Genomic DNA, 25884 nt, shown 5'->3' with positions numbered 1-25884 from the left:
CAGAACTTAAAGGAAGGAGCGATAAGGATGAACTATATTATAGACGGCAGGACAATGAAAGCGGCAGACCATTACACGATTGAGACCATCGGGATCCCGTCCCTTGTACTGATGGAGCGGGCGGCCTTGCAGGTGGTAGAAACGGTCAAAAAGGAAAAGATTGATATCACCAGAAGCCTAATTGTGTGTGGCAGTGGAAATAACGGCGGAGATGGGATTGCGGTAGGACGTCTCCTGTTGGAGAAAGGGGCAAAGGTGACGGTGGTGCTCGCAGGCAATCCGGATCATTGCACAGAGGAGGCAAAGGAACAGATCCGCATCTTTCAGGCAATCGGAGGAACTGTGGAACGGGAAATTCCACAGGAAAGCTACACGGCAGTATTTGACGCCCTGTTTGGAATCGGTCTTTCCCGAAAGGTGGAAGGACGGTATGCCGGGATCCTGGAGCGGATGAATGAGATGGAAGCAGCCAAAGTGGCGGTGGACATTCCGTCCGGTATTGATTCTTCGACGGGGGAGGTGCTTGGGACGGCGTTCCAGGCAGATCTGACGGTGACATTTGCTTATCTGAAGACGGGGATGGCACTGTTCCCAGGCGCGCTTTATGCAGGAAACGTGCAAGTCAGGGATATCGGCATCTATTTGCGGGGCGGCGTGGAAGGACCGCGGTATCTTTCCTATGAACGGGAGGATATCAAAACGCTCTGCCCCAAGCGGGGCGCAGATGCCCACAAAGGAACGTACGGAAGAGTCTTGATGATTACAGGAAGCGAAGGAATGGCGGGAGCGGCAATTCTCTCAGCAAGCGCAGCTTATCGGATGGGAAGCGGAGTGGTGAGGATCCTGACGCCGAGGTGTAACCAGGCAGTATTACAGGCGAAGCTGCCAGAAGTCATCGTCACGCCTTACAAGGAAGAGATTTCCAGACAGATGGAAACGTTGCTTGACTGGGCTGACGTTATTTGTGCCGGATGCGGTCTGGGGATGGATGAGCGGACCAAAGAAGTCCTGGAGACATTGCTTATCTATCTGGAAAACCATGAGAAGCCATGCGTCCTTGATGCGGACGCCTTGAACAATATTGCGGGAATGGAACAAAAAAAGAGGGAAATGTTGCTTTCCGGTGCGGGGAGCCGCTTGATTTTCACTCCTCATGTGAAAGAATTCGCCAGACTTCTTGGAAAAACGACAGAGGAAACGAAAAAAAGCAGGATGGGACTTGCACAACAGTATGCCAAAACCTATAATATAATATTAGCAGCAAAAGATGCCAGAACCGTAGTAGCAGGAAAGGGGAAGATTCCGTATTTGAATCTGTCCGGAAATTCCGCCATGGCCAAAGCCGGATCCGGGGATGTTCTCGCAGGAATGATCACGGGATGCCTTGCGCTTGGTATGGAGCGGTTTGAGGCGGCGGCATTTGGCGTGTTTGTCCATGGACTGTGCGGGGATGAAGCAAGAGACCGCTATGGGGCTCACAGCGTACTTGCGACAGATCTGATTGAAATGATACCGATTGTGCTGCGGGAAATCCATTGAGGAAAGGTTCTTACAAAATGAAAACTTACAGCAGAGTGTGCGCGAAAATTAATTTGAATCATATTACATACAATATAGAGCAGATGAGGCATCATATTTCACCGGACACGAACATGATTCTGGTGGTGAAGGCAGACGGATACGGACATGGCGCCACAAGAATTGCTAAAGAGACGGAAAGATTGGACTGTGTATGGGGTTATGCCACCGCAACGCTTGATGAGGCGGTGCTTTTGAGAAAAGCTGGAGTGCAAAAGCCGATATTGGTGCTTGGATGTACATTTCCGGAGCAGTACGAGGAGGCCATCCGCCACGAGATCCGTATGACGATCTACACAGAACAGTCGGCAAACGCAGTTTCAAAGCTTGCAGGAAAGCTGAAAAAACCGGCATGGATTCATGTGAAGCTCGATACCGGGATGTCCAGACTGGGATTTCAGACGGGGGAGGAATCTATCGATGAAATTGAAAGGATCTTTTATCTGCCGGGAATCCGGATGGAAGGACTCTTTACCCATTTTGCCAAAGCGGACGAGATGGATAAGACGTTTACCAACCGACAGATGGAAGAGTATCTTTTTATGACGAGGAAGCTGAAAGAACGGGGGATTGAGCCACAGTACCGGCATTGCTCTAACAGCGCGGCTATCATCGACCACCCTGAGGCCAATCTGGATCTCGTGCGTGCGGGCATCGCACTCTACGGGCTTTATCCTTCCGATGAGGTGAGAAAGCGTGATCTCGCATTAAAGCCGGTACTTTCTTTAGTGAGCAGTATCGTTCATACAAAGTGGATCGAGCCAGGGGCGGTTGTCAGTTACGGAGGATGTTTCCGTGCCGAGAAGAAAACACGTGTGGCTACCATTCCGGTCGGCTATGCGGACGGCTATCCGAGAAGCCTCTCCAATAAGGGGTATGTGCTGATCCGCGGGAAACGGGCCCCGATTATCGGCAGAGTCTGCATGGATCAAATGATGGTGGATGTGACGGAGATCGACGAGGCAGCATTTATGGATGAAGTGGTGCTGGTAGGAAAAAGCGGCCGGGAAGAAATCACCGTGGATGACTTAAGCGCCCTGTCCGGAAGATTTAATTATGAATTTCTCTGTGACCTCGACAAGAGGATTCCGAGAGAATATGTAAAAGATGGAGAAGTCATCGAGCAGGTCGACTATTTCGCATAAAAGACCCACGGCTTTTGGAATACTTCAAAGGAAAGATGGAAATACTCATTATATCTTAGAAAATGGAGTGTGAAGAAAGTGCAGCAGGTTCATAGAGGAGACATTTTTTATGCGGATTTAAGCCCGGTCGTCGGTTCCGAACAGGGGGGCGTTCGTCCGGTGCTTGTGATACAAAATGAAATGGGGAACAGACACAGCCCGACCGTGATATGTGCGGCTATTACTTCGAGAATGCACAAGTCGAAACTTCCGACGCATGTGGAGATTGACGCGAGAAGGTATGGTGTCGTAAAAAATTCGGTTGTCCTTCTGGAGCAGATCCGGACAATCGACAAGCAGAGATTGAAAGAAAGTGTATGCCATCTGGATCAGGAAATCATGCAGAAGGTTGACGAGGCCCTGAGAATCAGTATCGCACTTTCTACATAAAAGGAGAAGATATGGACCAAAGGGACACAATCAGAAAAGAGGTTCTGGGAGCTCTCAAGGAGGGCGAACAAGACGGAAGTATCCGAGAGATGGAATACAGAATGATCCGCAACGTGTTTTCTTTCATGGATCAGGACGCAAAAGATGTTATGACCCACCGGAAAAATATTGTGGCATTAAACTGTGACGATACGCTGGAGGAAGCGGCGGCCTTTGCCTCCAAAGCAAAGAACTCCCGGTTCCCGGTCTACGAGGAGGAAATCGATAATATCCTGGGGATTGTACATATCCGGGATATTATGAAGTTTTATCTGGATCCGGACATGCGGGGGAAAAAGTTAAAGGAGATCGGGGACGCACTTATGCCTGTGGGCTTTATTCCGGAGACGAGAAAGATCAGCCGACTTTTTATGCAGATGAAAGCCAACCAGAGCCATCTTTGTGTGGTGATCGATGAGTACGGACAGACTTCCGGACTGGTGGCGATGGAAGATATTATTGAGGAGATCATGGGAAATATCCGGGATGAGTATGACGAGGAGGAAGAGATGATCCGCAAGAGCGAGGAGGGCTCTTACCTGGTTGACGGCCTTTGCGGCCTGACGGAGCTTTCAGACGTCCTTGGCATCGTCTTTCAAGATGAGGATGAGGACAATGAGTATGAGACACTCAATGGTTTCCTAATTGTGAAGCTTGAGCGGATTCCAGCGGAGAAGGAAGAGTGCAGTGTTTTCTATGAGGGGTATCTTTTTGAAATCCAGCAGGTAATAAACAATATCATCCGGAAGGTGAAGATCACCAAAACGGAACTTGCCACAGAAACGAAAGAATGATAAAATGAAGAACATGAGTTTTCCTGAAAAAGGAAGAGAGATTACATACGAAGAGAGGTAGAAAGAAATGTCAGGACATTCCAAGTTCGCGAATATTAAACATAAAAAGGAAAAAAACGATGCGGCAAAGGGAAAGATTTTTACAAAGATCGGCCGTGAAATTGCGGTAGCTGTCAAGGAAGGCGGCGGAGCGGACCCGGCGAACAACAGCCGACTCCGTGACGTGATCGCAAAGGCAAAAGTAAACAATATGCCGAACGACAACATTGAGCGGAGTATCAAAAAGGCGGCTGGAGACATGGACGCCAACAATTACGAGAGAGTTGTATATGAAGGATATGGGCCGAACGGTACCGCGATTATCGTGGAGGCTCTGACGGACAATAAGAACCGTACTGCTTCCAATGTAAGGAGTGCCTTTACAAAGGGAAACGGCAATATCGGGACACCGGGATGCGTATCCTTTATGTTTGATAAGAAAGGACAGATCCTCATTGACCGGGAAGAGTTTGAAATGGATGCGGACGAACTGATGATGCTGGCTCTTGACGCAGGTGCAGAGGATTTTGCGGAAGAGGAGGACAGCTTTGAGATCATTACTGATCCGGATAGCTTCTCTGAAGTCCGCGAAAAGCTTGAGGAGGCAGGAATTCCGATGATGGAGGCTTCGGTCACTATGATTCCGCAGACGTATGTAGAGCTGACAGATGAGACAGATATCAAAAATATCCAGAAGACACTGGACCTTCTTGACGACGACGATGATGTGCAGGAAGTATATCATAACTGGGAAGAGTAGAGAAGGCCGGAATTCGCAGTAAGGGAGGCCGTCTTATGCAGACAGGACCAGAAAAACAGATGATATCCATGTTTGAAGAAGCGATAGAGCTTTCCTCACAGTTTAAAAAGGCTACATATGAGCCGACTTTCCGTGGTTTTTTTGAGAGAAGACGCCCGGAGCTTGCCAGGATGTTAAAAGAGATCCGGGAGAAGGACGAAGGAAGGAGAAAGCAGCTCATTCAGGTTCTTGGAACAGAGGTTCCGGAGTATGCAAGCGAGCAGCTTCATAAGCTTTCGGACAAGAGGAAGAGAGAAAATCGGATCTTGGATTACAATCTGGCATTGGTGACATTTTTTATTCCATTGCTGCTCTACAGCCGGGATCCCGAGCTGGAGGCGGTGGCGGACGAGATGATTTCCTCCTGGAACCGGATTGATACGGTGACGATGAAAGTGGGTAAATCTACCTTTGAGGAGATCAACGGGGGATTCCGTAAGCGTCTTTGCTATGTGACGACCGCGGTTTGCCGGTCCTTACAGAAGCCGGATGAGTGCTACGAGCTCAAATTGCTCAGAGAGTACCGGGACAGGTATCTTGTTTCCTCCGAGGGGGGAAAGGAGACCATCCGGGAATACTATAATATTGCGCCGACGATTGTAAAACGGATCGAACGAATGGCAGAAGCCGACGTTATCTACCAAAAGATCTGGGAAGAGTATCTGAATCCATGCATCCATCTGATCGAGGCAGGAGAGCTTGCGGCGTGTAGAACCGTATATACAAATATGATTCAGGATCTGGAGCAGGACTATCTGTTCTCCTGATCCGCAGAGAAAAACAGGAGGAACAAGGATATGAATGAACAGTTTAACATTGAAACCAAATGCATCCAGTCAGGCTGGAAACCAAAAAAAGGAGAGCCGAGGATTCTTCCGATCTACCAGAGTACGACGTTTAAGTATGACACAAGCGAACAGATGGGACGATTGTTTGACCTGGAGGACAGTGGATATTTCTATACGAGACTCCAGAATCCGACCAATGATGCGGTAGCAGAGAAGATTTGCGACCTGGAGGGAGGCTATGCGGCCATGCTGACATCTTCCGGACAGGCTGCCAATTTCTATGCGGTGATGAATATTGCCGAGGAAGGAGATCATATCGTATGTTCTTCCGCTCTTTACGGCGGCACCTATAATCTGTATGCCCACACGATCCGTAAAATGGGTGTAGAGGCTACATTCGTGGATCCGGATTGCACAGAAGAGGAGTTAAATGCGGCATTTCGTGACAATACGAAAGCTGTTGTCGGGGAGACAATTGCCAATCCGGCGCTTACCGTGCTTGATATTGAGAAATTTGCGAGGGTAGCGCACGAACATGGTGTGCCGTTGATTGTAGATAATACCTTTGCCACACCAATCAACTGCCGCCCGTTTGAGTGGGGCGCTGATATTGTGACTCATTCTACGACGAAATATATGGATGGACATGCCATGACAGTCGGCGGAGCGATCGTGGACAGTGGAAACTTTGACTGGGAAGCCCACGCCGAAAAATTCCCGGGGCTTACCAAACCAGACGAGACTTACCACGGTATTGTATATACCCGTAAATTTGGAAAAGGTGCTTACATTACCAAGGCGACTGCACAGCTCATGCGGGATCTGGGCTCCATCCAGGCGCCGCAGAATGCATTCCTTTTGAATGTAGGCCTTGAGACGTTGCATCTTCGTGTGTCGCGGCACTGTGAGAATGCAAAGAAGGTGGCTTCCTATTTGAAAGGACATAAAAAGGTTGCCTGGGTGAATTGTGCTATGTTGGAAGGGGATAAATACCATGATCTGGCAGCGAAGTACATGCCAAACGGCACCTGCGGTGTCATCACTTTCGGATTAAAGGGTGGAAGAGATGTCGCTGTCAAAATGATGGACAGTCTGAAGCTGGCAGCAATCGTGACCCACGTATCAGATGCTAGAACCTGTGTCCTTCATCCAGCGAGCCATACGCACCGTCAGATGAACGATCAGGAGCTCCTGGAAGCAGGAGTGCAGCCGGATCTGATCCGTTTTAGCGTTGGAATTGAGAATGCAGACGATATCATCGCGGATCTGGAACAGGCACTTGCCCTCGTATAATGCATATTTAGAAAAATACCTCCGCATACTAAGCAAAAAATGTGGAGGTGTTTTTTATGGGAAATCAGGAAAAACAAGAGAAAGAAACAGAGCAGATCAAGGAGACGGGGAGTCTGGAGCTGGAGACAAAGCACGGGGACTATAAGGTCTATCTGTTGACTATTATCGGGGAGATCGAAGGGCATGAAGCAGTCTCTGGCAGTACGAAAGCAACCAAATACGAGCATCTGCTCCCGAAACTTGCCGAGATCGAATCCAGTGATGAGATCGAGGGAGTATTGATTCTGCTCAATACTTTAGGTGGAGATGTGGAGGCAGGACTTGCCATTGCCGAGATGATCGCTTCGTTAAGCAAGCCGACCGTATCTCTTGTCCTTGGAGGAAGCCATTCCATTGGAGGGCCGCTTGCTGTTTCTTCGGACTATTCGTTTATTGTGCCGAGCGGAACTATGATTGTACACCCGGTACGTTCCAACGGGATGTTTATCGGGGTGATCCAAAGTTACCGGAATATGGAGCGTACACAGGATCGGATTACCAAGTTTATTTCCAGTCATTCACGAATTACTAAAGAGCGTCTGGAAGAGCTGATGCTGGATTCGTCTCAGCTTGTCAAAGATGTAGGGACGCTTTTAGAGGGTGAGGATGCGGTCCGGGAGGGGATCATCGACGAAGTGGGAGGGATCCACGAGGCCTTTGAAAAGATTTACTCCCTGATTGATGAACGGCGGAATCAGAAGGAAATCGGGGAACGAGAGCACAAAAATAGATAATGACAGCATATTTTAAAAATGCTATAATGAAATATAGTGAAAATGGGAAAGGCCCGTCTGAAGCGGGAAAGTAATAAGGGGGATATTTCATGGCCCAGAATACGCCACAGAAGAAGAAAAAAAGTACAACAGCAAAGAAAGCAGGGCGAAAGACTACCAGATCCACCCGGTCCAAATCCAGCCGTTCTACAAGAGCGACGAAAGCTCAGATGGAGCGGGAGACGATCGTCAGAGAGGAGATTGTAATCCTGGTATCTTTGGCGGTCTCGATCATTCTTTTGATTAGTAATTTTGGACTTGCGGGAGCAGCAGGAAGAGTGATTTCGGACTTTATGGAGGGACTTTTCGGACAGATGACGTATTTGTTCCCATTCCTGCTTTTTGCAGGCGTCACATTTTTCCTATCCAATCGGGGGAATCATAAAGCATACACGAAGCTTGGCGCCGCGGTAGTTCTTGTAGCCTTGATTTGTGCCTTTTTGGAGCTTGTCAACCGGGCGGGAGGCAGTATTGGCGAGAAGATGGCGCATTTAACGGTCCCGGCGCTGGGCGTAGTCGGCTCGTATGTGATTATTGTGATTTTGATGATGATCTGTTTGATTCTGATTACACAGCGTTCGCTTTTAAAAAGTGTGCAGAACGCCGGACGAACGCTTCAAAGTAAGGCAAAGACTGGCAGGGAGCACCGAAAAGTACAGCGTGAGGAGAAGAAAAAGGTCAAAGAAGCCAAGCGGCAGGAGCATAAGGTGGCGGGAGTTTCTTTTGATACGACTTTGGAGGGACGCAGTCCGGAGATCCAGGAGCTTGTTGTGACGGAAGAAAAAAGCCTGAAAAAGAAAGCAGAAAAGAGGGCAAAGGAGACGGAACAACAGGCGGCACCAAAGACCCAGGAAGAAGCTCCGGCCGGAGAGCTTACGATTACAAGAGCATCCTCCTATGAAGAACCGGGGGAACCGGTTCTGACGGAGGCGTTTGAGGCTGTTCCGGATCTCTCTGAGTTTCCGGAAGAGGGAATCAGTGCTTTTAAAGAGGCTGTGAATCCAAAGGAAGAGGCAAAGATCAGGACCAGAGTAAAAGCTGAGAATAAGGAGCAGGAGGCAGCGGCAAGAGAGCATGTAACCGCTGAGATTGAGAAATCCATCGCAAAGCCAGTCTCTGTATATCATGCGCCTCCGATCAGCCTGCTGACCCATGGAAAGAAGGGGACAGGCGATTCCGACGCGCATTTGAGAGAGACGGCAGCTAAGCTACAGCAGACATTAAAGACATTCGGTGTCAATGTGACCGTGACGAATGTGAGTTGCGGCCCTGCGGTGACCCGGTATGAAGTTCAGCCGGAGATGGGAGTAAAGGTCAGCAAGATCGTAGGTCTTGCCGATGATTTAAAGCTCAATCTTGCAGCGGCGGATATCCGGATTGAGGCACCGATTCCGGGGAAAGCAGCGGTCGGTATTGAGGTGCCGAATAAGGGCAATTCCACCGTACAGCTTCGGGATCTTCTGGAGAGTGAGGAGTTCAAAGCCGCAAAATCCAAGATCAGCTTTGCTGTCGGAAAAGATATCAGCGGACGGACGGTAGTGTCAGATATTGCCAAGATGCCGCATCTTCTCGTTGCGGGCGCGACGGGATCAGGGAAGTCCGTCTGTATCAATACTTTGATTATGAGTATCTTATATAAGGCTTCCCCGCAGGAAGTGAAGCTGATTATGATTGACCCAAAGGTGGTGGAGTTAAGCGTTTATAATGGGATTCCGCATTTATTAATTCCGGTTGTGACGGATCCGAAGAAGGCGGCGGGCGCCTTGAACTGGGCGGTGGCCGAAATGATGAAGCGTTACCAGCTCTTTGAGCAGTACAAGGTGCGTGATATGGATGGTTTCAATGCAAAGGTGGAAAGTGTCAAAGATATTGACAACGAGGAGGAGCGGCCGGAGAAGATGCCGCAGATCGTCATCATCGTAGACGAGCTTGCGGACTTGATGATGGTGGCTCCAGGGGATGTGGAAGAATCCATTTGCCGTCTGGCACAGCTTGCCCGTGCTGCAGGGATTCATTTGGTGCTTGCGACTCAACGGCCGTCGGTCAATGTCATTACCGGCCTGATTAAAGCCAACATGCCGTCCAGGATTGCTTTCTCTGTATCTTCCGGAGTAGATTCACGGACCATTATCGATATGAATGGAGCAGAAAAGCTCCTGGGAAAGGGTGATATGCTCTTCTATCCGGCAGGCTACCAGAAGCCGGCACGTGTCCAGGGAGCCTTTGTATCTGATAAGGAAGTGCAGGCAGTGGTGGATTATCTGCTGACAAATAATGGAAATGCTGCCTACGATGAGGAGGTTCAGACGCATATGGCAAATGCCTCAAGCGGAGCGGCCGGATCCGGGGCAGGTGGCCAGGGAGAAGAACGGGATGTCTACTTCCAGGATGCGGGATATTTTATCATCGAAAAGGAAAAAGCATCCATCGGGATGTTACAGCGGGTGTTCAAAATCGGATTCAACCGTGCGGCAAGAATTATGGATCAGCTATATGAAGCAGGCGTCGTCGGAGAGGAAGAGGGCACCAAACCAAGAAAGGTTCTGATGTCAAAGGAACAGTTTGACCAGTACATAGAGGAACATGTTTAGGGGAAGAAACGGAGGAAGGAAAATGAAAACAGACATTCAGATTGCACAGGAAGCGACAATGGAGCCGATCAAACATGTGGCGGCATCGATCGGAATCGGGGAAGACGACCTGGAATTCTACGGAAAGTACAAGGCAAAGCTCTCTGCTGAGCTCTGGGACAAGATTAAGGACCGCCCAAACGGAAAACTCGTCCTTGTGACAGCGATTAACCCGACACCCGCCGGAGAGGGGAAGACAACTGTGACGGTAGGACTTGGACAGGCAATGGCAAAGATCGGACAGAAAGCAATGATTGCCCTGCGTGAGCCGTCTCTTGGTCCTTGCTTTGGAATCAAAGGAGGCGCCGCGGGAGGCGGATACGCCCAGGTTGTACCGATGGAAGATCTGAATCTGCATTTTACAGGAGATTTTCATGCGATCACATCGGCAAACAATCTTCTTGCAGCCCTTCTGGACAATCACATCCAACAGGGGAATCAGCTTGGTATTGATCCAAGACAGGTCGTCTGGAAACGTTGTGAAGATATGAACGACCGTGTCCTCAGAAATATTGTGGTAGGACTTGGGAACAAGATGGATGGCATGGTACGGGAAGATCATTTCGTGATCACCGTAGCTTCCGAGATTATGGCGATCCTCTGTCTGGCGGACAATCTTTCCGATCTGAAGAGACGCCTTGGGAAGATCATTGTTGCCTATTCTTTTGACGGTAAGCCGGTGACAGCAGATGATCTCCAGGCTACCGGCGCTATGGCGGCTCTGTTAAAGGATGCCATCAAGCCGAATATGATTCAGACACTGGAGCACACACCGGCTTTGGTACACGGCGGACCATTTGCTAATATTGCTCATGGATGTAACAGTGTGCAGGCTACCAAGATGGCGCTCAAGATGAGTGATATCACGATCACTGAGGCGGGATTCGGCGCTGATCTCGGTGCGGAGAAGTTTATGGATATCAAGTGCCGGATGAGCGGATTAAAGCCGGACGCTGTTGTTTTGGTTGCCACGATCCGGGCATTGAAATACAATGGCGGAGTGCCGAAAAATGAGTTGAATGAAGAAAATCTGGAGGCTTTGAAAAAGGGAATCGTCAATCTGGAAAAACACATTGAAAATCTTCAGAAATTCGGCGTACCGGTTGTTGTTACCCTGAATGCGTTTTCTGCGGATACTGAGGCGGAAAAGGGATTTGTCAAAGAATTCTGCGAGGAAAGAGGATGTGAATTTGCCATTGCGGATGTTTGGGCACGAGGCGGCGAAGGGGGCGAAGAGCTGGCAAGAAAAGTATTAAATACACTGGAGACGAAAGAAAGCCAATTCCATCCGCTCTATCCGGACGATCTGCCTTTGAAAGACAAGATCGAGACGGTTGCCAGAGAGATTTACGGTGCGGACGGCGTGGATTATGATAAAGCCGCATTAAAGCAGCTTGCAAAAATCGAAGAGCTTGGATTTAAAAATGTGCCGGTCTGCATGGCAAAAACCCAGTACTCCCTCTCCGATGATCAGACACTTCTTGGACGTCCGGAAGGATTTCGCATCCATGTAAGAGAAGTTTATGTCAGTGCGGGGGCTGGATTTGTCGTTGTGCTGACAGGCGCAGTGATGACGATGCCGGGACTTCCAAAAGTTCCTGCGGCAAATCATATTGACGTAACAGATGACGGAAAGATTACAGGACTGTTCTAAAAGGAGGCAGACTATGGCAGTATTGATAGACGGAAAAGTAATTTCCACAAAGATCAAAGAGGAATTAAAGCAGGAAGTGACAGAGATGAAGGCGCAGGGGATTACACCGTGTCTGGCTGTCATACTTGTCGGAGACGACAGCGCATCTGCCATTTATGTAAGGAACAAAAAACGGGCATGTGAGTATGTCGGGATCGAATCCCGTTCTTACGAACTGCCGGAAGATACGACGCAGGAGGAGCTGGAAAAGCTTGTTACGAGCCTTAATGAAGACGAGAACGTAGACGGGATTTTAGTACAGCTTCCTCTGCCGGGGCAGATCGATGAAGAGAAGATTACAACGATGATTTCTCCGAAGAAGGATGTGGACGGATTTCTTGCAGATAGTATTGGAGCGCTTTGTCTTGGAACGGAGGGATTCCGTTCTTGTACTCCGGCAGGCGTGATTGAGCTGATACGGCGTTCCGGTTATTCTATCGAAGGCAAGGAGTGCGTCGTAGTCGGAAGAAGCAATCATGTAGGAAAGCCGATGGCGCTTCTTTTGCTCCAGGAAAATGGGACGGTCACGATCGCCCACTCACGGACAAAGAATTTAGGAGAGATCACAAGAAGGGCCGATATTCTTGTGGCGGCGGTCGGGAAGGCAAAGATAATTAAGGCTTGCGACGTTAAGGAAGGAGCCATTGTTATCGATGTAGGGATGAACCGGGATGAAAACGGAAAACTCTGCGGAGATGTGGACTTTGAACAGGTGAAAGAAAAGGCAGAGGCTATCACACCGGTCCCAGGGGGAGTAGGGCCGATGACGATTGCGATGCTGATGAATAACTGTGTGGAGGCGGCACGGAAAAAGAGGAGAGAATAAGGGTACCATGCAAAGAATGACAAATCCAGGGGACAGACTGTCAGAGGAAGAGATCAGAAGGAGAAGAAGACGGGCCAAAGCAGAACGGATGCGACGCAAAAGAAGACTGCGTAGGCTTGTGATTCTGGGAATGATCCTGATTGTTGCGGCGGTAGTCGGAGCGGGAATTCTGATTTATCGAAATACATATACCGGTGTAGTAAACCGGGGAAAAAGAGCCGAGATAAACGGGAATGATACAAAAGCGGAAGCGCTTTATTTAAAAGCGATTGAGAAAAAGGGGGAAAAGAAAGAGGCCTATTTCAGACTGGCTTCTCTCTATCACGACCAGAACAAGGATGACGACGCGGATGCATTGTTACAGGAAGCAGTGGATAGCCATCCGGATAGTGTCGGCGTTTATCAAGCTATGGTAGAATACTATGAGGATACGGACCAGACAGAAAAAATCGCCTATCTGATGAGTACCTGTACCAACGGTCAGATTTTGACAGAACTTCAGGATTATGTCGCCAGAGTTCCGGAATTCAGTCTGGATGATGAGAAAGAATACGATAATGTGCAGGAACTCACTCTCTCAAGCGAGGAGGACGGCACGATCTACTATACTGTGGACGGAAGTAAAGCGACTACCGAAGGCACGGAATATAAGGAGCCGATCCAAATCAATAAGGAAGGAAAGACAACCGTCAGAGCGATCTTTGTCAATAAAAAGGGGATTGAAAGTGTAGAGGTGCAAAAAACCTATATGATTCGATTCCCTGTGGCAGAAGCGCCGGCAGTCTCGCCGACAACAGGTCAGTATAAGGAACCAATCAGTGTTGAGGTACAGGTCCCGGAAGGATATACGGCTTATTATACGACGGATGGAAGCGAACCGTCAGATCAGTCGGTCAAATATACCGGTGCTTTCCCGCTTTATCAGGACACGGAACTCAATGTAGTATTGATTGACGGCAATGGAAAGAAGAGTGAGATTACGACAAGGAAATATCAGATTCGTTCTTGATACAGGAACATGAAGAGGAAAATCGCAGAATATATTTCTGCGATTCAGACTGTAGTCTTCCCTTCAGTCGGTTTAGGAAAACTCTAAAAGGGGACGAAACAATGGATGAATACGAAAGAAATATCATACCTCAGATTGAAGCAATTTACGATACCTTTACTGCACTGGAAAAAACAATCGCGGATTATTCACTATTGTGGACATGTTATCAAAGAAAAAGAGAATCTATGTTTACGGAAAGGGAAGTTCCGGTCTGGCAGCTATGGAAATGAAGTTCCGTTTTATGCGGATCGGCGCAAATATTGAGGCTATTACAGATGAACATATTATGAAAATGAATTCCGTCCTTCTGGATGGAGACTGTGCGGTAATCGGGATCAGTGTCAGCGGGAAGACCGAAGCGGTTCTGGAATCCATGAAGATTGCGAAAAAATGCGGAGCGAAAGTAATTCTTATGACGGCACACACCGGGAAGAAATTTCTGGAATTCTGCGATGAGATCATGCTGTTTGCGCTGAAAGAAAACCTAGAACAGGGGAAAGCCATTTCTCCACAGTTCCCGATTCTCATTATGGTGGACATGTTGTATTCTCAGATGCTTCAACTGGATGAATACCGAAGGGAAACACTGCATGAATATACGCTTGAAGCTTTGGATGAAAGATAATCTGCTTGTTAAATCTTAAGATGTTTTTGCCATAGATATAGCTTATTAAATCAGTGATTCAATAAAAAATTCTAAAAACCGGAAAAATGCATTGAAATAACTAAAAAACAGGAGTATACTAACGATAGTTAAAAAAATATCAATGGTAGAAAAGGAGAGACGAGCTATGAGTAGATTTTGCTTACCAAGAGACATTTACCATGGGAAAGGATGCCTCGAAGAATTGAAAAACCTGAAAGGAAAGAAAGCAATCCTTGTTGTCGGAGGCGGCTCCATGAAGCGTCAGGGATTCCTGGACAGGGCGGTTTCTTATTTGAAAGAAGCAGGTATGGAAGTTCAACTCTTTGAGGGGGTAGAGCCGGATCCGTCCGTCGAGACAGTTATGAAGGGTGCTGAGGCTATGAGAGAGTTTGAGCCAGACTGGATCGTTTCCATGGGCGGAGGATCCCCGATCGATGCCGCAAAGGCAATGTGGGCATTCTATGAGTACCCGGATACGACATTTGAGGATCTCTGTACACCGTTTAATTTCCCGGAATTAAGACAGAAAGCAAAATTTGCGGCGATTCCGTCCACATCCGGAACAGCGACGGAAGTAACAGCATTCTCCGTTATCACAAATTATCAGACAGGTGTGAAATATCCGCTTGCTGACTTCAATATCACACCGGATATCGCCATTGTTGACCCGGATCTTGTAGCAGGTCTCCCGGTGAAACAGGTTGCTTACACAGGAATGGATGCTCTGACCCATGCGATTGAGGCTTATGTTTCCACATTAAACGGACCATTTACAGATCCGCTTGCACTTCAGGCAATCGAGATGGTACTTGATTATCTGCCGGCATCTTACCGTTGTGATATGGATGCGAGAGAGCAGATGCATTATGCGCAGTGTCTGGCAGGAATGGCATTTTCCAATGCGTTGCTTGGTATCGTTCACTCTATGGCTCATAAGACTGGAGCCGCATTCTCTACAGGACACATTCCACACGGATGCGCAAATGCAATCTACCTTCCGTACGTTATTCAGTATAATGCAAAAGATCCTGTAGCGGCAAAGCGTTATGCGGAGATCGCACGCAGAATGGGACTTCCGGGAACTTCTGAGAAAGCGCTTATCAATAGCTTGATTGCAAAGATCGATGCATTTAATGTAGAGCTTGGAATTCCTAAGACATTAAGAGAGTTCGGAATCAACGAAGAGGAATTTAAAGAAAAAATTTCCAATATTGCAAAACTTGCTGTCGGCGATGCCTGTACAGGGTCTAATCCGAGAAGCATTACTCCGGCCGAGATGGAAAAACTCTTTACATGTACATATTACGGAACAGAAGTTGACTTCTAAACCGGTTATGACCGTCGCTTTTTCGGAAGCGGCGGTTTTTTATACCAGGTTGTGAATCTTTTATCGAAAAAAACGATTTCCCTGTCAGAATCTACTTGATATTTTATCTACAATATCTTATGATAAATGGAGTATAACAATTAGGAGGCATGAGAGATGTACAAAATTTTAAAAGCTGAAGAACTTGCAGATAAGATTTTTCTCATGGATGTAGAAGCTCCGCGTGTTGCTCGTCACTGCGAGCCGGGGCAGTTTGTCATTGTAAAAATGGATGAAAAGGGCGAGAGAATCCCTCTGACCATCTGCGACTATGACAGAGAGAAAGGGACAATCACCATTGTATTCCAGATTGTCGGAGCATCCACGTTAAAAATGGCAGAGTTAAAAGCAGGAGATTCTTTCCGCGACTTTACTGGACCGCTTGGATGTCCGTCCGAATTTGTAAATGAAGACCTGGAAGCTTTAAAAAATAAAAAGATGCTTTTTGTTGCCGGAGGCGTTGGCGCCGCACCGGTATATCCACAGGTGAAATGGTTACATGAACGAGGAATCGACGCGGATGTAATCGTAGGTTCCAAAACGAAAAATATGTTGATTCTTGAAGAAGAAATGAAAGCGGTTGCCGGAAATCTGTATGTATGTACGGATGACGGAAGCTACGGACATGCAGGCATGGTTACTTCTATGGTGGAAAAGCTTGTAAAAGAAGAAGGCAAGAAATATGATGTCTGTGTTGCGATCGGACCAATGATTATGATGAAATTTACCTGTCTGATGACAAAAGATCTTGGAATCCCGACAATTGTCAGCATGAATCCGATCATGGTAGACGGAACCGGAATGTGTGGAGCTTGTCGTCTGCATGTAGGAGACGAAGTCAAGTTCGCATGTGTGGACGGGCCGGAATTTGACGGTCATCTTGTAGATTTTGACGAAGCAATGAAGAGACAGCTTATGTATAAGACAGAAGAAGGAAGAGCGATGTTAAGACTGCAGGAGGGCAATACACATCACGGCGGATGTGGAAATTGTGGAGGTGACAACTAAGATGGCAGACGTATTAAAGAAAGTACCGGTTCGGGAACAGGATCCGAAAGAAAGAGCGACAAACTTTGAAGAAGTATGTCTTGGATATAATGCAGAAGAAGCAATGGAAGAAGCGACACGCTGCATTAATTGTAAGAATGCAAAGTGTATTCAGGGATGTCCGGTAGCGATCAATATTCCGGCATTCATCAAAGAGGTAAAAGAAGGAAATTTCGAGGGCGCATATAAGACCATCGGTCTGTCTTCCGCGCTTCCGGCAATCTGTGGACGTGTCTGTCCGCAGGAGACACAGTGTGAGGGAAAATGTATCCGTGGTATCAAAGGAGAGCCGGTTTCTATTGGTAAACTGGAGAGATTTGTTGCGGATTACGCTTTGGAGCATGATATTAAGCCGGTAGGAGCAGAAGAGAAGAATGGGCACAAGGTTGCTGTCATCGGCTCTGGTCCTGCGGGTCTGACCTGTGCAGGTGATCTTGCAAAGATGGGGTATGACGTGACAGTATTCGAAGCGCTCCATGAACTTGGCGGTGTACTTGTTTACGGTATTCCGGAGTTTCGTCTTCCAAAGCAGAAAGTCGTTGCAAAAGAGATCGAAAAGGTGAAAGAACTCGGCGTGAAGTTCGAGACTAACGTGGTAATCGGTAAATCTACAACGATCGATATGCTCATTGAAGAAGAAGGGTTTGAGGCAGTATTCATCGGCTCTGGCGCCGGACTTCCGAAATTCATGGGTATTCCGGGTGAGACAGCAAACGGTGTCTTTTCTGCTAATGAGTATCTGACAAGAAGCAATCTGATGAAAGCTTTTGACGATAGCTACGACACTCCGATTGTTGCAGGAAAAAAAGTAGCCGTAGTCGGTGGTGGAAACGTTGCTATGGACGCTGCCAGAACAGCACTCCGTCTTGGCGCTGAGGTACATATTGTTTACAGAAGAAGTGAAGAAGAGCTTCCGGCGCGTGTGGAAGAGGTACACCACGCAAAAGAAGAGGGAGTCATCTTTGATCTTCTGACAAACCCGACAGAAATTGTGACAGAAGACGGCTGGGTAAAAGGCATGAAATGCGTGAAGATGGAGCTTGGCGAGCCGGATGCATCCGGAAGAAGACGCCCGGTTGTCATCGAAGGTTCCGAATTTGAGATGGAAGTGGACACTGTGATTATGTCCCTTGGAACTTCACCGAACCCGCTGATTTCTTCTACAACAGAAGGTTTGGAAGTCAATAAGTGGAAATGTATTGTTGCGGATGAAGAGTTTGGTAAGACATCCAAAGGAGGCGTGTATGCCGGAGGAGATGCTGTAACAGGAGCGGCGACGGTAATTCTTGCTATGGGAGCAGGAAAAGCCGGAGCAAAAGGCATCCACGAATATCTGAAAAATAAATAATCCCACGGGAATTTTACAAAAGAGAAGCATGGAGCTGTAGATTCAAATCTGCAGCTTCATTTTTTCTTGGAATGAAAGAGAAAATAAGGTATAATAAATAGAATACATATCATCATACCAGGGGTGACCAAAAGTGAGAGAAGAAATGAAGATAATGATTGTCGGTATCGGGGGCGTTGGAGGATACATCGCAGGGATGGTCGGACAAAAATATAAGAATCTGACATTGATAGCGAGGGGAAAACGAGGTGAGGCGCTGCGTGAGCATGGTGTAGTGCTGCACAGTGATTTTCATGGAGAGAAAATCGTAAAAGATGGTGTGATACGGGAGTGTGCGAGGGAAGTGGAGGAGATTCAGGACCTGATTTTTCTTTGTGTTAAGACTTATGCACTGGAGGACGTGTGCCAGTCATTGGGATCTTGTGTAGATGACCATACGATTATTGTTCCGGTAATGAATGGGGCGGATACAGCCCAGAGAGTGAGGGAGTATCTGGGGAAAGGACTTGTGGTGGATGCAGTGATCTACACGACTGCCGCCGCAAACGAGGATTACTCTATCACACAGCTCGGACAGTACACCAGAATTCTTCTGGGAGCTGTGCGGGAAGAGGAACATAAAGCGGCGAAAGTTTCAGCCGGTGTTCTGGGAGAAGCAGGGATTGAATACGAGATATCATCGGATGTGAGACAGGCCGTGTGGGAGAAATACATTTTTAACTGCGCCTATAATGTCATTACGGCATATTATTTGGGAAATGTGGAGGAGATACGGGCATACGAGGACAGGAGAGCGGAATTTCATATGCTGCTGAAAGAAGCACTTCAGGTGGCCAAGGCTGACGGGGTACACATCCGGCAGCATTATATGGAAGAGGAATACCAGAGATTTATGAGACTGAGTAAGGGATCCACAAGTTCTTTGAAGCGGGACGTGGAGGCGGGAAGACCGTCGGAGCTGGAGACGTTTGGAGGTTATCTTCTGGAAAGGGCAAGGAATCTTGGCGTTGCAGTGCCACTTTCCGAGCAATTTTATGATGGTATGAAAGAAAAGATCAGAAACAGGACAGACTAGAACAGGCAGAAGGAAGAACGAGGTAAGAAGGGTGACAGCAAAGAAGGAAACATCATTGGAAGGTATGAAATTTTTAGAAGAGATCGTGCGAAAGCTGAAAAGGAAAATCGTCCAGATGGATCAGGAGATTCTTGCCGGACAGAAAGATATCGAGAGTATGCATGAGTACTACTGGGAGAATTATACGGAGATGGACCAGTATGGGTACGAGGACTACGATAACCAGCAGGCACTGCTCCAGCGTATCAATGCCAATCAGGATACTTTGCGCCTCCGGTCACGTTATAAGAAGATGCTCGATTCGCCGTTTTTCGGAAGAGTAGATTTTCGCTACGATGGAGATGATGAACCGGAAATTTTCTACATCGGAATCGGGAATTTTGCCGAGGAGGCTGGCAGGATTCCGCTGATTTATGATTGGAGAGCGCCGGTAAGTGCTCTGTTCTATGACTTTGACAAAGGAGAGGCGTCTTACGAGGCTCCGGCAGGTCGGATGTGCGGGGAAATCGAAGCGAAATGGCAGTACAAGATCCGTAGAGGGAAGATGGTCTATGGATTTGAGAGCGATGTAAAGATTGATGATGAGATTCTGAAACAGGAACTTGGAAGCAACAGCGACATACAGCTTAAAAACATTGTCCGGACGATTCAGAAAGAGCAAAATGCAATTATCCGTAATACAAAGGATAAAATTCTTGTAATTCAGGGAGCAGCGGGAAGTGGGAAGACATCGGTGGCACTTCACAGAATTGCCTATCTGCTTTATCACGATAGAAAGAATTTGAAATCGTCCGGTGTGCTCGTTCTATCTCCGAACAGTGTGTTTTCGGATTATATTTCCCATATCCTTCCGGAACTTGGGGAAGAGAACATCCGGGAGATGAGCCTGGATCTTTTCGCATACCGGGAACTGAAATCTGCCGTACCGGACTGCGAGGACCGCTATCATCAGATAGAAAAAAACATTGCCGGAATAAAGGAAGACGACTTGAGCCGCTATCGCTTTAAACAGTCAAAAGAACTGATTGGTGCAGTCGAAGGATTTATGGCGCAGATGGAGGAGTGGCTCGTCAATCTGAAAGGAATTTATTTCCGGGGAATGGAAAAGACTGAAGAAGAGATGATTCGTCTGTTTTACTTTAAATTTCAGGATGTTCCGGTTTTGGCCCGGATGGATGCAGTCATGGAGTATGTGGTGGATGAGTACGAGACGAGATACAGCATGACACTTTCTGAGGAAGACGTGGAGAAACTGCGGACCAGGTTTCAGGCAATGTACACGACTACAGATCTATATCGGATTTATAATTGGTTTTTGGAGGAACAGCATTTCCCGAAACTTCCAGAGGTACCGTATGACAGACGTTATCTGGAGTACGAAGATGTTTTTCCGATGCTGTATCTGAAATATCGGTTACTTGGTGTAGGAAGACAGGATCAGATACGACATCTGGTTGTGGATGAGATGCAGGATTATTCCTACCTGCAATATACGATTCTGGGGCTTTTATTTCAGTGTCCGATGACAATTCTCGGAGACCGTTCCCAGACAATGGAGGAAAAGCAAAACGATGTGACACGGTTCCTTCCTCAGATACTGGGGAAACAGCTTCGGAAGATTGAGATGAACAAAAGTTACCGGAATACAGTGGAGATTGCCGAATATGCAAGGACACTGGTTGGGATGGATGATGCAGAGCTTCTGAACCGCCACGGGAAAGCGGTTGCAGAGCGGGAGTATGGATCTAAAGAAGAGATGATCAGTCATATCCTGGAGCATGTCAAGACAGGACCGGAAGGGTATGAGACAGCGGCAGTGCTTACGATGACAGAAGCTGAAGCCAGAGAATGGTACGAGATGATTCGGAAGAAAACAGATCAGGTACACTATATTGATCGTGACAGCTCCAGATTTGGGCGTGGACTGACCGTGACGACCTTTTATATGGCAAAAGGTCTGGAGTTTGACCAGGTGTTTACTGTGGCGCATAAAGAAGAGACGAAAATGACAAGGCAGGCAGAATATATCTGTGCGACAAGAGCGCTTCACGAACTGGAGGTTTGCCGAATCTGAGCCTGACAGGAGGGAAAGGGATGAGAAAGATCAATCAAAAAGAGCATTATTTCTATATCGATATTCTCAGAATACTCGCCTGTCTTTGTGTGATATACATGCAGTGCAACAGGATTGCAGATCCGTATACAGATACTTCGGTATATCGCCAGAGGATGTTTGTTGAAACGATTGCTTACTGGGCGGTTCCGGTATTTTTTATGATATCAGGAGCGACTCTGTTTGACTATAGAGAGAGGTATCAGACCGGTGCTTATTTTAAGAAGCGTTTTCTTAAAACAGGTTTACCGTTTATTACGTGGACACTGATCAATCTGGTATTAAAGGTTGCTTTGGGACAGATGGAGTTTCGACCAAGTTTGTCTGGTATGATCGATTTGTTTACCAATACAACTGCGGAACAGGTATACTGGTTTTTCATTCCGCTATTTATGATGTATCTCTGTATACCTGTTCTGTCTTTGTTAAAAGATTACAAGCAGATTTTGGCTTATATGACAGCGATGGCCTTTTTAGCTTATTCTGTTTATCCAGTGTGTTGTACTTTTTTGGGAATTTCATTCAATGGAAATATCCAGTTCCCGGTGGCGGGAGGATATTTACTGTATGTGATTTTAGGGTATCTGCTTTCTACAACAGATATGTCAAAGCAAACCCGGATGTTTCTTTGTATACTTGGTGCTACAGGAGCCGGAATCCGGTATATCAGTACTGTGGCCTGGTCAACGAATAGTTCAGGACTGAATCATGCTTTCTGGGGATATCTATCGTTCCCGACGGTATTTCTGGCTGTCGGAGTGTTCGTGGCAGTCAAATATGGGCCATGGAAAAAATTGGAACAAAATCCGGGAATTCGGAGGGCAGTTACAACACTTGCCAGTACAGGGCTGGGCGTATATGTGACACATATGCTGGTATTGCAGACTTTGCAAAATCTGACAAAGCTTGGAACGGAATCTGGATGGTGGCGCTTTGTAATGCCGTTTGTGATTTATGTGATCTCTGTTATGTCAGTACTGATTCTGAAAAAGATTCCGGTGTTTCGGGCCATTGTTCCGTAATGATTACATAGACAGAAGAAAAGGAGAACAGCGTGAAAATTACATTGATTACCGTAGGAAAAATCAAAGAAAAATATTTAAAAGATGCCATCGCAGAGTACAGTAAGCGCCTTTCCAGATATTGCAAGTTGGAGATCGCCGAGGTGGCTGATGAGAAGACGCCGGATCAGGCAGGCGAAACCGTGGAGGAAAACATTCGGAATAAGGAGGGAGAGCGGATTCTGAAATGCATCCACGATGATATGTATGTTATTACTCTGGAAATTAACGGAGTGATGCTTGGATCAGAAGAGTTTGCAAGGAAGGTCGAACAGCTCGGTGTACAGGGAAACAGCAGTATCGGCTTTGTCATCGGAGGATCCATTGGTCTTGGAAAAGAGGTACGGAAACGCGCAGATTATGCACTGAGCTTCTCTAAAATGACGTTTCCACACCAGTTGATGAGGGTGATCCTTTTGGAACAGGTATATCGGGCATATCGGATTATCAATGGAGAACCATATCACAAATAAGTGCGTTTTGTAAAAGAGTGGACATCTGATGTTCCGCTCTCTCTTTTTGTATTAAGAGAGAAATAGAATGACAGAGGAATATTCAGGGTGATATAATAGTTTAAAGCAGTTTGACAACTTGCTTTTTGTGAAGGAGATAATTATATGAGAAAATTAGGTTCAGATGTTGAAAAAATTATGATTGAACGTTTTGGAAAAGACACGGTGATCGCATTAGCAACAGCGGAACATGAAGTGCCGTATGTGCGGAATGTAAATGCATATTATGAGGATGGTTCATTTTATATTATTACATACGCACTTACTAACAAAATAAAACAAATAGAAGAGAACCCAAATGTTGCGATAGCAGGTGACTGGTTTACCGCACACGGTAAGGGGAAAAATTTAGGGTATTTTGGAAAAGAAGAAAATCGTATAATTGCTGAGAAACTAAAAGTTGTTTTTGCCGAATGGATTGATAATGGGCATAATAATTTTGATGATGAAAACACCATAATTTTATGTGTGGAATTAACGGACGGACTGTTACTTTCACATGGAACAAGATACGAGTTTTAAACTTCAAATTCCATTTATCATGGAGTTGAACAGAGTAATATTACCTAATTTGTGAAGGAGTAAAAAGTGTATGATTTTATATCATGGAAGCAATGTTATAGTCCAGGAACCGAAGATTTTTGGAAAACGGTTTTTACAAAGATTTTGGATACGGATTTTATTGTACAATTTTAGAAAAGCAGGCAAAACGGTGGGCTTTGACAAAACGCGGAACGCATATTGTAAATTTTTATGAGTATTTACCCGATAAGAGCTTGGATATTAAAACGTTTAGTAAGATGACAGAAGAATGGCTGCAGTTTGTTGTAAACTGCCGGCTTGCTTTAAAACATGATTATGATGTTGTAGAGGATCCGATGGCAGATGATACAATCTGGGATTATGTTGAGGACTATATAGCTGAACGAATTTCGAAAGAGGCGTTCTGGGAACTGGTTAAGTTTAAGTATCCGACACATCAGATTGTATTCTGTACAGAGAAAGCATTACAGACTATCAAATTCGAAGGGAGTTATTCGCTATGACAAATAAATTTTTTCCGGAAGAACAAATTTCCGAGAATGATCTTTATTTTTTGTGCTATATGGTAGAACGTGTTGCACGAAAATTACATCAGAAGAATAAATATGTTGTTAATTCTATACCGAAAGAAGAGTGGGAGCGCCTGTTCAGTCTTGCTAATGTGTTGCATTGCGACAATCCTTTGAAAATTGAAGCTGAATGGATCGAAGAGTATAAGCTGACAACAGGGAATTTTGATATTACGGATGTCGATTTAGAACTAGTAGACAAGATCCCATCAGAAACACAGATGGGGAAAGTATATACAAGGCTGATTCTGTCAACGTTACAGCCAGAGGAAGATTATATCGATGGAATGATTCGGGTATACAATGATGAAATATGTAATACAATTGATAATTACAATAGCAGTGCATATTATGAACCATCTTATGTGATAACAAGAGCCTATAATAATGGAGGATTTTAAGAGGAGAACAATTTAGTATAACGGAGGAGTGATTTATGATTTTATATTTTTCGGGAACAGGAAACAGTGCGTATGTTGCAAAACGAATTGGAAAAGAAGTAATGGATGACGTAATAAATTTATTTGAAAAAATAAGAAATAAGGACAATTCAAAATTATACTCGGAAGATTCATGGATCATTGTTGTGCCCACTTATGCATGGAGGATACCGCATATTGTACAAAACTGGATAGAGAATACAGAATTTACTGGGAGTAAAGACATTTATTTTGTTATGACCTGCGGTGAAAATATTGGAAATGCAGGGAAATATCTTAAAAAGTTATGTCTCCAGAAGAATATGAATTACTATGGTTGTGCAGAAATTGTAATGCCGGAGAACTATATTGCGCTGTTTTCTACTCCAACAGAAGAACAGGCAATGGAGATTATAGAACGGGCAGAAGTTGTCATAGACAAGGTGGCAAGTTATATCAGAAATGGCGAGGAGTTTCCACAGGCAAAAATTTCTATTGGGGATAGAATGAGCAGTGGTATTATAAATGATCTATTCTATCCCTTATTTGTTCATGCCAAAAAATTTTATGTAACCAATACTTGCATTTCTTGTGGAAAGTGTCTTGATGTATGTCCTACTAATAATATTCGGATGGAAAACAAGAAACCTGTATGGGCGGAAAACTGTACGCACTGTATGGCGTGTATCAATCGTTGCCCGAAAAAAGCTATTGAATATGGAAAACATAGTCATGGGTTACCCCGATATACTTGTAAAAAAGAAATGTTATACTAGAAAATACTTGTATGTGATAAATCAAAGTGTATGGAGGAAAATTATGCTTGATAAAATTCCTAATGCAGAGGAAATGACGGCTTTGGTTGGACAATCATTATATGATGTATGGAATAAGCTATGCGCTTTCATTGACAAAAAGTATGAAATGGAACGTCTGTGGAATAAAGGTGGAAAGGCATGGGCTTATGAATACAAATATCGTCAAGGTGGTAAAACACTTTGTGCATTATACGCTAGAGAAAATTGTATAGGATTTATGATTATATTTGGAAAAGACGAGAGAGAAAAATTTGAAGCAGAACGTAATAATTATTCTCAACAAGTTCAAAAAATTTATGATGAAGCTAAAACTTATCGAGATGGTAAATGGATAATGTTTGAACCGACTGATACATTAATGTTTCAAGATTTTATTAAATTGCTAGGCATTAAAAGAAAACCAAATAAAAAGTAATAATTGTCATGCTGCCCTATACAAAATTAGGCGTTG

25 protein-coding genes are annotated in these 25884 nt (G+C 45.9%); all 25 read left to right on the top strand.

All coding sequences use genetic code 11. From position 1 onward, the window contains the following. Positions 1–27 precede the first annotated feature (27 nt). The 25 genes from AOA56_RS04675 (at position 28) to AOA56_RS04555 (ending at position 25848) form a co-directional block, all read left to right on the top strand. Entirely contained in the window at positions 28–1539 is a 1512-nt protein-coding gene (locus tag AOA56_RS04675) for a bifunctional ADP-dependent NAD(P)H-hydrate dehydratase/NAD(P)H-hydrate epimerase (protein WP_053769056.1), read from the top strand. Positions 1540–1556: 17 nt separating this feature from the next. Continuing rightward, positions 1557–2723, top strand: a complete 1167-nt coding sequence (gene alr / locus AOA56_RS04670) for an alanine racemase (RefSeq protein ID WP_024732436.1) — start codon at positions 1557–1559, stop codon at positions 2721–2723. Positions 2724–2792: 69 nt separating this feature from the next. Beyond that, a complete protein-coding gene (locus AOA56_RS04665; RefSeq protein WP_270523079.1) occupies positions 2793–3152 on the top strand; it encodes a type II toxin-antitoxin system PemK/MazF family toxin in 360 nt (119 codons plus the stop codon). 11 nt (positions 3153–3163) lie between these two features. Next, positions 3164–3985 carry a hemolysin family protein gene (locus AOA56_RS04660; RefSeq protein WP_053769055.1) on the top strand — a complete coding sequence of 274 codons (822 nt, stop codon included), beginning with the start codon at positions 3164–3166 and terminating at the stop codon, positions 3983–3985. Between the two features lie 67 nt (positions 3986–4052). Next, complete coding sequence (locus tag AOA56_RS04655; RefSeq protein ID WP_024732439.1) at positions 4053–4784, top strand: YebC/PmpR family DNA-binding transcriptional regulator; 732 nt, start codon at positions 4053–4055, stop codon at positions 4782–4784. Positions 4785–4819: 35 nt separating this feature from the next. Next, on the top strand, positions 4820–5590 hold the full coding sequence (locus AOA56_RS04650) for a CFI-box-CTERM domain-containing protein (protein WP_024732440.1): 771 nt from the start codon (positions 4820–4822) through the stop codon (positions 5588–5590). A 30-nt stretch (positions 5591–5620) separates the two neighbouring features. Continuing rightward, entirely contained in the window at positions 5621–6904 is a 1284-nt protein-coding gene (locus AOA56_RS04645; RefSeq protein ID WP_053769054.1) for an O-acetylhomoserine aminocarboxypropyltransferase/cysteine synthase family protein, read from the top strand. A gap of 56 nt (positions 6905–6960) precedes the next feature. Further along, positions 6961–7677 carry a ClpP family protease gene (locus tag AOA56_RS04640; RefSeq protein ID WP_048621689.1) on the top strand — a complete coding sequence of 239 codons (717 nt, stop codon included), beginning with the start codon at positions 6961–6963 and terminating at the stop codon, positions 7675–7677. Between the two features lie 89 nt (positions 7678–7766). After that, the gene (locus AOA56_RS04635) at positions 7767–10307 is read left to right on the top strand and encodes an FtsK/SpoIIIE family DNA translocase (RefSeq protein ID WP_053769053.1); all 2541 of its coding nucleotides are present in this window, start codon (positions 7767–7769) and stop codon (positions 10305–10307) included. 22 nt (positions 10308–10329) lie between these two features. Then, positions 10330–12000 carry a formate--tetrahydrofolate ligase gene (locus AOA56_RS04630; RefSeq protein ID WP_024732443.1) on the top strand — a complete coding sequence of 557 codons (1671 nt, stop codon included), beginning with the start codon at positions 10330–10332 and terminating at the stop codon, positions 11998–12000. Between the two features lie 13 nt (positions 12001–12013). Continuing rightward, complete coding sequence (folD, locus tag AOA56_RS04625; protein WP_024732444.1) at positions 12014–12865, top strand: bifunctional methylenetetrahydrofolate dehydrogenase/methenyltetrahydrofolate cyclohydrolase FolD; 852 nt, start codon at positions 12014–12016, stop codon at positions 12863–12865. A gap of 7 nt (positions 12866–12872) precedes the next feature. Then, positions 12873–13874 carry a chitobiase/beta-hexosaminidase C-terminal domain-containing protein gene (locus AOA56_RS04620; protein WP_024732445.1) on the top strand — a complete coding sequence of 334 codons (1002 nt, stop codon included), beginning with the start codon at positions 12873–12875 and terminating at the stop codon, positions 13872–13874. A 202-nt stretch (positions 13875–14076) separates the two neighbouring features. Next, on the top strand, positions 14077–14541 hold the full coding sequence (locus tag AOA56_RS04615) for an SIS domain-containing protein (protein WP_024732446.1): 465 nt from the start codon (positions 14077–14079) through the stop codon (positions 14539–14541). Positions 14542–14707: 166 nt separating this feature from the next. Continuing rightward, positions 14708–15889 carry an iron-containing alcohol dehydrogenase gene (locus AOA56_RS04610; RefSeq protein ID WP_024732447.1) on the top strand — a complete coding sequence of 394 codons (1182 nt, stop codon included), beginning with the start codon at positions 14708–14710 and terminating at the stop codon, positions 15887–15889. Between the two features lie 156 nt (positions 15890–16045). Further along, complete coding sequence (locus AOA56_RS04605) at positions 16046–16936, top strand: sulfide/dihydroorotate dehydrogenase-like FAD/NAD-binding protein (protein WP_024732448.1); 891 nt, start codon at positions 16046–16048, stop codon at positions 16934–16936. Position 16937: 1 nt separating this feature from the next. After that, positions 16938–18323: an NADPH-dependent glutamate synthase gene (gltA, locus tag AOA56_RS04600; RefSeq protein ID WP_024732449.1), complete on the top strand. Its 1386-nt coding sequence runs from the start codon at positions 16938–16940 to the stop codon at positions 18321–18323. A 133-nt stretch (positions 18324–18456) separates the two neighbouring features. Continuing rightward, positions 18457–19398, top strand: a complete 942-nt coding sequence (locus AOA56_RS04595; protein WP_062304596.1) for a ketopantoate reductase family protein — start codon at positions 18457–18459, stop codon at positions 19396–19398. Positions 19399–19462: 64 nt separating this feature from the next. Next, on the top strand, positions 19463–21472 hold the full coding sequence (locus AOA56_RS04590; protein ID WP_082349868.1) for a HelD family protein: 2010 nt from the start codon (positions 19463–19465) through the stop codon (positions 21470–21472). Between the two features lie 20 nt (positions 21473–21492). After that, positions 21493–22533, top strand: coding sequence for an acyltransferase (locus tag AOA56_RS04585; RefSeq protein WP_053769050.1), 1041 nt, complete (start codon positions 21493–21495; stop codon positions 22531–22533). 32 nt (positions 22534–22565) lie between these two features. After that, on the top strand, positions 22566–23045 hold the full coding sequence (rlmH, locus tag AOA56_RS04580) for a 23S rRNA (pseudouridine(1915)-N(3))-methyltransferase RlmH (RefSeq protein WP_053769049.1): 480 nt from the start codon (positions 22566–22568) through the stop codon (positions 23043–23045). A 144-nt stretch (positions 23046–23189) separates the two neighbouring features. After that, entirely contained in the window at positions 23190–23606 is a 417-nt protein-coding gene (locus AOA56_RS04575) for a pyridoxamine 5'-phosphate oxidase family protein (RefSeq protein WP_053769048.1), read from the top strand. 119 nt (positions 23607–23725) lie between these two features. Continuing rightward, positions 23726–24130 carry a DUF3990 domain-containing protein gene (locus AOA56_RS04570; protein ID WP_330376394.1) on the top strand — a complete coding sequence of 135 codons (405 nt, stop codon included), beginning with the start codon at positions 23726–23728 and terminating at the stop codon, positions 24128–24130. Continuing rightward, a complete protein-coding gene (locus tag AOA56_RS04565) occupies positions 24127–24597 on the top strand; it encodes a hypothetical protein (RefSeq protein WP_024732456.1) in 471 nt (156 codons plus the stop codon). Before AOA56_RS04570 ends, AOA56_RS04565 begins: the two co-directional genes overlap by 4 nt. 35 nt (positions 24598–24632) lie before the next feature. Continuing rightward, positions 24633–25391, top strand: coding sequence for an EFR1 family ferrodoxin (locus AOA56_RS04560; protein ID WP_053769047.1), 759 nt, complete (start codon positions 24633–24635; stop codon positions 25389–25391). Positions 25392–25434: 43 nt separating this feature from the next. Then, positions 25435–25848 carry a DUF3788 domain-containing protein gene (locus AOA56_RS04555; protein ID WP_053769046.1) on the top strand — a complete coding sequence of 138 codons (414 nt, stop codon included), beginning with the start codon at positions 25435–25437 and terminating at the stop codon, positions 25846–25848. The last annotated feature ends 36 nt before the right edge of the window (positions 25849–25884 follow it).

The organism is Sellimonas intestinalis (genome assembly GCF_001280875.1).
Classification (GTDB): domain Bacteria; phylum Bacillota; class Clostridia; order Lachnospirales; family Lachnospiraceae; genus Sellimonas; species Sellimonas intestinalis.
The sequence above is the reverse complement of the archived record's forward strand: the minus strand, read 5'-3'. Positions and strand labels throughout refer to the sequence as shown.

Excerpts from the sequence above, each read along its gene's own strand:
- AOA56_RS04675 (WP_053769056.1), top strand. The coding sequence starts at position 28 with ATGAACTATATTATAGACGGCAGGACAATGAAAGCGGCAGACCATTAC.
- alr (WP_024732436.1), top strand. The coding sequence starts at position 1,557 with ATGAAAACTTACAGCAGAGTGTGCGCGAAAATTAATTTGAATCATATT.
- AOA56_RS04660 (WP_053769055.1), top strand. The coding sequence starts at position 3,164 with ATGGACCAAAGGGACACAATCAGAAAAGAGGTTCTGGGAGCTCTCAAG.
- AOA56_RS04655 (WP_024732439.1), top strand. The coding sequence starts at position 4,053 with ATGTCAGGACATTCCAAGTTCGCGAATATTAAACATAAAAAGGAAAAA.
- AOA56_RS04650 (WP_024732440.1), top strand. The coding sequence starts at position 4,820 with ATGCAGACAGGACCAGAAAAACAGATGATATCCATGTTTGAAGAAGCG.
- AOA56_RS04645 (WP_053769054.1), top strand. The coding sequence starts at position 5,621 with ATGAATGAACAGTTTAACATTGAAACCAAATGCATCCAGTCAGGCTGG.
- AOA56_RS04640 (WP_048621689.1), top strand. The coding sequence starts at position 6,961 with ATGGGAAATCAGGAAAAACAAGAGAAAGAAACAGAGCAGATCAAGGAG.
- AOA56_RS04635 (WP_053769053.1), top strand. The coding sequence starts at position 7,767 with ATGGCCCAGAATACGCCACAGAAGAAGAAAAAAAGTACAACAGCAAAG.
- AOA56_RS04630 (WP_024732443.1), top strand. The coding sequence starts at position 10,330 with ATGAAAACAGACATTCAGATTGCACAGGAAGCGACAATGGAGCCGATC.
- folD (WP_024732444.1), top strand. The coding sequence starts at position 12,014 with ATGGCAGTATTGATAGACGGAAAAGTAATTTCCACAAAGATCAAAGAG.
- AOA56_RS04620 (WP_024732445.1), top strand. The coding sequence starts at position 12,873 with ATGCAAAGAATGACAAATCCAGGGGACAGACTGTCAGAGGAAGAGATC.
- AOA56_RS04615 (WP_024732446.1), top strand. The coding sequence starts at position 14,077 with ATGTTATCAAAGAAAAAGAGAATCTATGTTTACGGAAAGGGAAGTTCC.
- AOA56_RS04610 (WP_024732447.1), top strand. The coding sequence starts at position 14,708 with ATGAGTAGATTTTGCTTACCAAGAGACATTTACCATGGGAAAGGATGC.
- AOA56_RS04605 (WP_024732448.1), top strand. The coding sequence starts at position 16,046 with ATGTACAAAATTTTAAAAGCTGAAGAACTTGCAGATAAGATTTTTCTC.
- gltA (WP_024732449.1), top strand. The coding sequence starts at position 16,938 with ATGGCAGACGTATTAAAGAAAGTACCGGTTCGGGAACAGGATCCGAAA.
- AOA56_RS04590 (WP_082349868.1), top strand. The coding sequence starts at position 19,463 with ATGAAATTTTTAGAAGAGATCGTGCGAAAGCTGAAAAGGAAAATCGTC.
- AOA56_RS04585 (WP_053769050.1), top strand. The coding sequence starts at position 21,493 with ATGAGAAAGATCAATCAAAAAGAGCATTATTTCTATATCGATATTCTC.
- AOA56_RS04575 (WP_053769048.1), top strand. The coding sequence starts at position 23,190 with ATGAGAAAATTAGGTTCAGATGTTGAAAAAATTATGATTGAACGTTTT.
- AOA56_RS04565 (WP_024732456.1), top strand. The coding sequence starts at position 24,127 with ATGACAAATAAATTTTTTCCGGAAGAACAAATTTCCGAGAATGATCTT.
- AOA56_RS04560 (WP_053769047.1), top strand. The coding sequence starts at position 24,633 with ATGATTTTATATTTTTCGGGAACAGGAAACAGTGCGTATGTTGCAAAA.
- AOA56_RS04555 (WP_053769046.1), top strand. The coding sequence starts at position 25,435 with ATGCTTGATAAAATTCCTAATGCAGAGGAAATGACGGCTTTGGTTGGA.